The organism is Melaminivora alkalimesophila, from assembly GCF_000282995.1.
Classification (GTDB): Bacteria; Pseudomonadota; Gammaproteobacteria; order Burkholderiales; family Burkholderiaceae_C; genus Melaminivora; species Melaminivora alkalimesophila.
In genome coordinates this window covers 1-6256 of the sequence record NZ_ALEE01000367.1, presented here as the reverse complement: position 1 = coordinate 6256, position 6256 = coordinate 1, and the positions used below count along the sequence as shown (strand labels likewise).

General features: G+C 69.5%; 6 protein-coding genes and 1 pseudogene. 4 read left to right on the top strand and 3 right to left on the bottom strand.

Annotated features, from left to right (window positions below; all coding sequences use genetic code 11):
• Together A612_RS06825 and A612_RS06820 are read left to right on the top strand one after the other, a co-directional pair.
• Positions 1 to 316, top strand: a pseudogene (locus tag A612_RS06825) (coenzyme A pyrophosphatase); the annotation flags it as partial.
• Between the two features lie 55 nt (positions 317 to 371).
• Positions 372 to 1361, top strand: coding sequence for a CobD/CbiB family protein (locus A612_RS06820; RefSeq protein WP_019373763.1), 990 nt, complete (start codon positions 372 to 374; stop codon positions 1359 to 1361).
• A gap of 21 nt (positions 1362 to 1382) precedes the next feature.
• Here the strand turns inward: A612_RS06820 and rsgA are convergent, their stop codons facing one another.
• Genes rsgA through A612_RS06805 form a run of 3 tightly spaced genes read right to left on the bottom strand, consistent with a single transcriptional unit; the run spans position 1383 to position 3975 of the window.
• Positions 1383 to 2330, bottom strand: coding sequence for a ribosome small subunit-dependent GTPase A (gene rsgA, locus A612_RS06815; RefSeq protein WP_019373762.1), 948 nt, complete (start codon positions 2328 to 2330; stop codon positions 1383 to 1385).
• The gene (locus A612_RS06810) at positions 2327 to 2680 is read right to left on the bottom strand and encodes a 4a-hydroxytetrahydrobiopterin dehydratase (protein WP_040436262.1); all 354 of its coding nucleotides are present in this window, start codon (positions 2678 to 2680) and stop codon (positions 2327 to 2329) included. The genes rsgA and A612_RS06810 overlap by 4 nt, the downstream gene beginning before the upstream one ends.
• On the bottom strand, positions 2677 to 3975 hold the full coding sequence (locus A612_RS06805) for a M48 family metallopeptidase (protein WP_019373760.1): 1299 nt from the start codon (positions 3973 to 3975) through the stop codon (positions 2677 to 2679). The genes A612_RS06810 and A612_RS06805 overlap by 4 nt, the downstream gene beginning before the upstream one ends.
• Positions 3976 to 4019: 44 nt before the next feature.
• Here A612_RS06805 and orn point away from each other — a divergent pair, with 44 nt between their 5' ends.
• Both orn and A612_RS06795 read left to right on the top strand, forming a co-directional pair.
• The gene (gene orn, locus A612_RS06800) at positions 4020 to 4637 is read left to right on the top strand and encodes an oligoribonuclease (protein ID WP_019373759.1); all 618 of its coding nucleotides are present in this window, start codon (positions 4020 to 4022) and stop codon (positions 4635 to 4637) included.
• A 120-nt stretch (positions 4638 to 4757) separates the two neighbouring features.
• A complete protein-coding gene (locus A612_RS06795) occupies positions 4758 to 5891 on the top strand; it encodes a branched-chain amino acid ABC transporter substrate-binding protein (protein WP_019373758.1) in 1134 nt (377 codons plus the stop codon).
• Positions 5892 to 6256: the final 365 nt, after the last annotated feature.

Sequence of the window (6256 nt, the reverse complement as noted above, 5' to 3'; positions counted from 1 at the left end):
GGAGCGCCAGCAGGTGGAGGTGCTGGGCGAGCTGTCCACCTATGTGACGGGCTCGTCCTTCATCGTCACGCCGGTGGTCGGCCTGGTCGAGCCGGGGGCGCCGCTGCGTCCCAACCCGGGCGAGGTGGCGGACGTCTTCGAGGTGCCGCTGGACTACCTGCTCGATCCGGCGCACCACCAGCGGCGTCTGCTGCGCTGGGAGGGGCACGAGCGCGAGTGGTTCGCGATCCCCTACGAGGACCACGGCCGCACGCGCTTCATCTGGGGCGCGACGGCCGGCATGCTGCGCAACCTGTACCGTTTCCTGGCGGCCTGAGGGGCCGTCCGGGCCGGACCGGGCCCCGCGCGGGGCGCCGCTATGATTGCCGGCCATGAGCTTCTTCGCCATCTTGTTCGCCCTGCTGCTCGAGCAGGCCCGGCCGCTGGCGCGCAGCAATCCGATCCACGCCGGCCTGCGGGCGTGGGCGCTGTCGGTGAACCGCAACTTCGATGCCGGCACGCCCGCCCATGCGTGGGTGGCGTGGTGCCTCGGGGTGCTGGTGCCGCCGCTGGCGGTGCTGCTGGTGCACTGGGCGCTGCTGCGCTGGGTGGGCTGGCCACTGGCACTCGCCTGGAACGTGGCGGTGCTCTACATCACGCTCGGCTTTCGCCAGTTCAGCCACCATTTCACCGGCATCCGCGATGCGCTGGAGGAGGGCGACGCCGCTGGTGCGCGCGCGCGCCTGGCGCAGTGGAAGCAGGTGGACGCAAGCGAGCTGCCGCGCAGCGAGATCGTGCGCCATGTGATCGAATATTCGGTCATCGCGGCGCACCGCCATGTGTTCGGCGTGCTGGCCTGGTATTCGGTGCTGGCGGCGCTGGGCCTGGGGCCGGCCGGCGCCGTGCTCTACCGGTTGGCGGAATTCGTCTCGCGCTACTGGGGCCCGCGCACGGCGACGGCGCATCCGGCCAGTGCCGCGCTGCAGCGCATCGCGGCCGAGGCGTGGACGGCCATCGACTGGCTGCCGGCGCGCCTGACGGCGCTGTGCTTCGCCGTGGTGGGCAGCTTCGAGGAGGCCATCGAAGGCTGGCGCTTTCACGCCCAGCGTTTCCCCAGCGACAACGACGGGGTGGTCCTGGCAGCCACCGCCGGGGCCATCAACGTGCGCCTGGGGGGAGGCGCGCTGCGCAGCCGGCGCGGCGAGGGCGAGCTGGTGGCGCACGGCTTCGAGGCCGGCGCCGAGCTGGGTGACAGCGACAGCACGCCCGGGCGCGAGCCGCAGGTCGCGCACCTGCGCAGCGTGGTCGGCTTGGTGTGGCGCTCGGTGGTGGTGTGGATGCTGCTGCTGGCGCTGCTCACGCTGGCGCGGCTGCTCGGCTGAGGGCGGGTCGGCCCCGGCCGGTCAGTAGCGGCTCTGGCTGAGCTCCTCGAACAGTTCTGCGTAGATCCGGTGGCGCTGCGGGCTGATGGCCAGCGGCGCACGCTCCTCGCGCACCTGCGCCAGGACGGCGCAGCCGGGCTCGTGCAGGTGGCTGCAGTTGTGGAAGCGGCAACCGCCGGCGTGCACGGCGAAATCGGGCATGCAGCGCGCCAGCTGCATGGGCTCGAGGTGGCGCAGGCCGAATTCCTGGAAGCCGGGCGAGTCGATCAGCGCGCTGCGGCGGTCCGGGTCGATCCAGTACAGCTGCGTACTGGTGGTGGTGTGGCGCCCGGAGTTGAGCGCCTGCGAGATCTCGCCCGTCTGCACCGCCGCTCCGGGCACCAGCAGGTTCACCAGCGTGCTCTTGCCCGCGCCCGAGGGGCCGAGCACCAGTGTGGTGCGCCCCTGCAGCAGCGGCAACAGCGCCGCCCGGTCGGTATCGCCCGACTCGGTGAGCGACAGCGGCAGCACCGGATAGTGGCGCGCTCCCTCGCCCTCGCCGCCCATGTGGCGATAGGGCCACAGCCGCTCCCAGGCCCGCGCGAAGGGCTCGACCAGGTCGCTCTTGTTCAGGCCGATCAGCGCCGGGATGCCCGCCGCCTCGCAGGCGATCAGCGCGCGCGTGAGCTGGCTCTCGGAAAACACCGGCTCGGCGGCGATCAGCACCAGCACCTGGTCGATGTTGGCGGCAAAGGACTTGGTGCGGACCTCGTCCTGGCGGTAGAACAGGTTGCGCCGCGGCAGCACCTGCTCGATGGTGCCTTCCTCGCCCTGGCCGGGGGGCGGCGCCTGCCAGCGCACGCGGTCGCCCACGACGGCCTGGCTCTTCTTGCCGCGCGGGTGGCAGATGCGGCGACTGCCGTCGTCCTGCTCGACCACGCAGTGGCGGCCGTGGCTGGCCACCACCAGACCTTCGTTGGAGCGGCTCATGGGGCGGCCAGCAGGGCGTCCACGCGGGCGGCGCAGTCGATGTCGGTGGCCGAGATGCCACCCACGTCGTGCGTATTGAAACGCACCACGCAGCGGTCGTAGTGCACTGACAGGTCGGGGTGGTGGTCCTGCACGTGGGCGATGAAGGCCACGGCGTTCACGAAGGCCATGGTCTCGTGGTAGTTGGCGAAGCGGAAGGTTTTCTCGATCGCCACGTCGGCGCCGTCGCCGTGCAGCTGCCAGCCCGGCAGCTGCGCCAGTTGCGTCACGGTCTCGGTGGCCGACAGCGCGCGCCGGGGCTCGGCGGACCAGTCTTTCTTCGGAAGCATGGAGGAAGCGGCAGGGCTCATGGCGTCGTCGGGGAAGGTTCGGAGGCAGCGGGCAGGCGCGCCAGCCGCTCCGCCGCCGGAGGGTGAGAGAAATAGAAGCGCGCGTAGATCGGGTCGGGCGTCAGCGTCGAGGCGTTGTCCTCGTAGAGGGTGAGCAAGGCGGCTGCAAGCTGCCCGCCATCGGCCTGGGCGGCGGCGTAGGCATCGGCCTGGAATTCATGGCGGCGCGACCACTGCGCCAGCAGCGGCGTCAGGAACACGGTGAACGCCGGCGCGGCCAGCAGGAACAGCAGCAGCGCGAGCGCATCGTTCGGGGCCGAGCCGTCGAGCGACAGGTTGGGCACCACGCCCAGGCCGGTGTAGAACCAGCTCTGCGTCGCCAGCCAGCCCAGCAGCGCGAAGCCCACCAGGCTGAGCGCGAACAGCCCGACCAGCCGGCGCGCGATGTGGCGGTGGTGAAAGTGCCCGAGCTCGTGTGCGAGCACCGCCTCGACCTGGGGCGGGCTCAGCTGGCGCAGCAGCGTGTCGTAGAACACCACGCGCTTGGCGGCACCAAAGCCCGTGAAGTAGGCATTGGCGTGCGCGCTGCGGCGGCTGCCGTCCATGACGAACAGGCCCTTGGCGGAGAAGCCGCAGCGCTGCATCAGCGCCGTCACGCGGGCGCGCAGGGCCTCGTCCTCCAGCGGCTGGAAGCGGTTGAACAGCGGCGCGATGAAGAGCGGATAGACCACCATGAACAGCAGGTTGAAGCCCATCCACACGGCCCAGGCCCACAGCCACCACCAGCCACCCGCCGCCTGCATCAGCCACAGCACCAGCGCTGCCAGCGGCAGGCCGATGAGCGCGCCGAGCAGGGTGGATTTCAGCAGGTCCGCCAGCCACAGGCGCCAGGTCATCCGGTTGAAGCCGTGGCGCTCTTCGAGCACGAAGGTCTGGTAGAGCTGCAAGGGAAGCTCCAGCAGGCCGCCGATCAGGGCGAAGGCCGCAAGCAGCGCCAGTTGCTGCCGCATGCCGCCGCCCAGCGCGTCCAGCAGCAGCCGGTTGAGGGCATCGAGCCCGCCCAGCAGCGTCCAGCCCAGCAGCACGGCGGTGCCGAAGGCCAGCTGCAGCAGGCCGAAGCGCGTGCGGGCGATGGTGTAGTCGGCCGCCTTCTGGTGGGCCGCGAGCGGGATGCGTGCGGCAAAGGCCGCCGGCACGGCATCGCGGTGGCGTGCCACATGGCGCACCTGGCGCGTGGCCAGCCAGAACTTCAGCGCGAGGCCGGCGAGCAGGGCGGCCGCGAAGACGAGAGTGAACAGCAGCGAGGGGGACAGCATGGAAACGGCAGTGTAGGGCAGCCGCCTTTGCGACAATCGGGCGGATGTCCCTCGACCCCACCCCCGACAACACCACCGTCGCCGCTGGCGGCGCCCCCGGCGCGGCGCCTGCGTCGCTTGCGCGCTCGGAAGACAACCTGGTCTGGCTCGATTGCGAGATGACGGGGCTCGACCCCGAGCGCGAGCGCATCATCGAAATCGCCGTGGTCGTGACCGGCCCGCAGCTCGAGCCGCGCATCGAGGGCCCGGTGCTGGCCATCCACCAGAGCGACGCCTGCCTCGACGCCATGGATGCCTGGAACAAGGGCACGCACGGCCGCAGCGGCCTGATCGAGCGCGTGCGCGCCAGCATCTTGACCGAGGCCGAGGCCGAGCAGCAGGTGCTGGAGTTCCTCAAGCGCTACGTGCCCAAGGGGAAGGTGCCGCTGTGCGGCAACAGCATCGGCCAGGACCGGCGCTTCCTGGTGCGCTACATGCCGCGGCTGGAGGCCTTCTTCCACTACCGCAACGTCGATGTGAGCACCCTCAAGGAGCTGGCGCGCCGCTGGAAGCCCGAGGCCCATGCCTCCTTCAAGAAGGCGCAGCGCCACACGGCGCTGGCCGACGTGCACGAATCCATCGACGAGCTGGCGCACTACCGCAAGCACCTTTTCTCCGTCTGATTGCAGGGATAATGGCCGGCTGTCCCCAACCGGACAGCCGCGCCGGGGCGCGCCTGGCCAACCGCCGCGCGCGCGCCGGGGCCTTTCTTTCTGGAGACCACCCTGACAGGAGCGTTTGCGATGACAGTTTCCCCGTTCAAATCCACCCTCGTGGCCCTGGCCGCACTGGCCTGCGCCACGGCAACCACGGCGCAGGAGCAGGTCGTCAAGATCGGCCACAGCGGCCCCCTGTCCGGCCCGAACACCTTTGCCGGCCGTGACAACGACAACGGCGTGCGCCTGGCGGTCGAGGAGTTGAACGCGCGCAAGATCAATGTCGGCGGCAAGACGCTGAAGTTCGAGGTGGTCTCCGAGGACGACCAGTGCGACGCCAAGACCGGCGTGGCCGTGGCGCAGAAATTCATCGACACCGGCGTGCGCTACGTCATGGGCCCGTACTGCTCGGGCGTGGCGATTCCTGCCTCGCGCGAGTACGACCGCGGCGGCGCGATGGTCTCCACCGTCGGCACCAACCCGAAGATCACCGAAGCCGGCTACAAGAACCTGTTTCGCATCGTCGCCAGCGACGTGCAGGCCGGCGCCAGCATGGCCGCCTACGCCGCCAACGAGCTGAAGGCCAAGAAGGTCGCCGTGGTGGACGACCGCACGGCCTTCGGCCAAGGCCTGGCCGACGAGTTCGCCAAGGAGGCGCAAAAGCTCGGCATGACGGTGGTGGGCCGCGAGTTCACCAACGACAAGGCCACCGACTTCATGGCCATCCTCACGAACATCAAGGCCCGGCAGCCGGATGCCATTTTCTACGGTGGCTACGCCCCGCAGGCCGCTCCCATGGCGCGCCAGATCAAGCAGCTGGGCATCAACGCCAAGCTGCTCGGTGGCGATACGCTGTGCAGCCCGGAAATGGGCAAGCTCGGCGGGGATGCGGTCAACGGCGTGGTGTACTGCGTGTACGCCGGCATGCTGATGGACGGCGACGCCGGCGCCCGCGCCTTCCAGGAGAAATTCAAGAAGCGCTACGGACAGGGGCCGGACGTCTATGGCCCGTTCTACTACGACCAGGTCATGAACATTGGCCAGGCGATGGAAAAGAGCGGCTCGACCGACCCGGCCAAGGTGGGTGCCTACATGTACCAGAACACCTACCGAGGGGTGATGGGCGACTACGCCTACGACCCCAAGGGCAATCGGGTCAAGGCGCCGGTGGTGGTCATGACCTTCGAGGATGGCAAGCCCAAGCCGCTGGCCAGCTACTGATCGTTTTTCTTCTCGCATGGCTTGCGGGAAAACCCGCGCCATGCGATAATGCGCAGCTTGCCCGCCTTTTGGGTGGTGCAAGCTTTTTTTGCGCATCTGCCTTCACTCATCGGGCCTTGCACGCCGGCGCTTTCTTCGCAGCGCGGCGCCCTTGCAAACCAATTGCCCGCCCGGGCCGTCCGCTACGGACCCGGTCTCGTTTGATGGTTGATGTTCTGTAACCATCGACGAGGCCCCCGCAGGTAGCGCCTGCGGTGCCCGTTGCCTGAGAAAATCCATGATTGACCAACTGCCTGTGCAGGGCCATGCCGCGCCTGCCGATACCGCCTTGCCGTCTGCCGACGTCCAGGCTCCCGTGGCTGCCG

Coding starts and splice junctions, on each gene's coding strand:
- A612_RS06810 (WP_040436262.1), bottom strand. CDS start 2,680: ATGAGCCCTGCCGCTTCCTCCATGCTTCCGAAGAAAGACTGGTCCGCC.
- orn (WP_019373759.1), top strand. CDS start 4,020: ATGTCCCTCGACCCCACCCCCGACAACACCACCGTCGCCGCTGGCGGC.
- A612_RS06805 (WP_019373760.1), bottom strand. CDS start 3,975: ATGCTGTCCCCCTCGCTGCTGTTCACTCTCGTCTTCGCGGCCGCCCTG.
- A612_RS06820 (WP_019373763.1), top strand. CDS start 372: ATGAGCTTCTTCGCCATCTTGTTCGCCCTGCTGCTCGAGCAGGCCCGG.
- rsgA (WP_019373762.1), bottom strand. CDS start 2,330: ATGAGCCGCTCCAACGAAGGTCTGGTGGTGGCCAGCCACGGCCGCCAC.
- A612_RS06795 (WP_019373758.1), top strand. CDS start 4,758: ATGACAGTTTCCCCGTTCAAATCCACCCTCGTGGCCCTGGCCGCACTG.